At 65.2% G+C, this 679-nt stretch carries 1 pseudogene; it reads right to left on the bottom strand.

The features are described from left to right. Positions 1-637: pseudogene (locus OC373_RS18745) on the bottom strand (acetate kinase); the annotation flags it as partial. Positions 638-679: the final 42 nt, after the last annotated feature.

Raw genomic sequence — 679 nt, 5'->3', positions numbered from 1 at the left:
ACTGTGCAATGCGTACGGTGAACAGCTCCAAGGCAAGCTGCGCACGCGGACCGGGCTCGGTGAGCAGCACACGCATGTCGCCGTGCCCTGCGATTCCTGCCACACCCGCTGCGTGGTACAGCCGGTCTTCGACGGCGTCAGCACCCAGACCGTCCTTTCGCAGCAGATACAACAACGCGCCCGGATCGAGGTCCCCCGATCGGGTGGGTCCCGGGATGCCGCCCAACGGTGTAAGTGCCATGGTGGTGTCATGGCTGCGGCCGTCTTTGACGGCACAGATGCTGCAGCCACCACCCAGATGTGCCAGTACGACGCGACCTTTCAGGATGCTTGAGTCGTGGGCGGTTACTTCCCGTAGAGCGGACGCGAAGGCAAGCCCGTGGAAGCCGTAGCGGCGAACGCCCATGGCATCCCACTCCGCAGGGACTGGCAGGCGCCGGCTCCAGGGCGCAAGCGAAGCGTGGAAGTCGGTATCGAACGCGACGCCTTGCCGGGCCTGCGGCCACCGCACACGCGCGGCGCGCACAAAGGCAAGGGTAATCGGCTGATGCAATGGCGCGAAAGGTGCCAATGCATCGAGTTTAGCGATCAGTTGCTCGTCGAGCTCGTGCGCGCCCCTCAGGTCACCCCCATGCACGATCCGGTGCACTACCACGTCAGGGCGTTGTACGGGTTCCGC

It is taken from the genome of Stenotrophomonas sp. Ste96, from assembly GCF_024519495.1.
Taxonomy (GTDB): domain Bacteria; phylum Pseudomonadota; class Gammaproteobacteria; order Xanthomonadales; family Xanthomonadaceae; genus Stenotrophomonas; species Stenotrophomonas bentonitica_A.
Note: the sequence above shows the minus strand (reverse complement) of the source record. Positions and strands in the feature narration are given on the sequence as shown.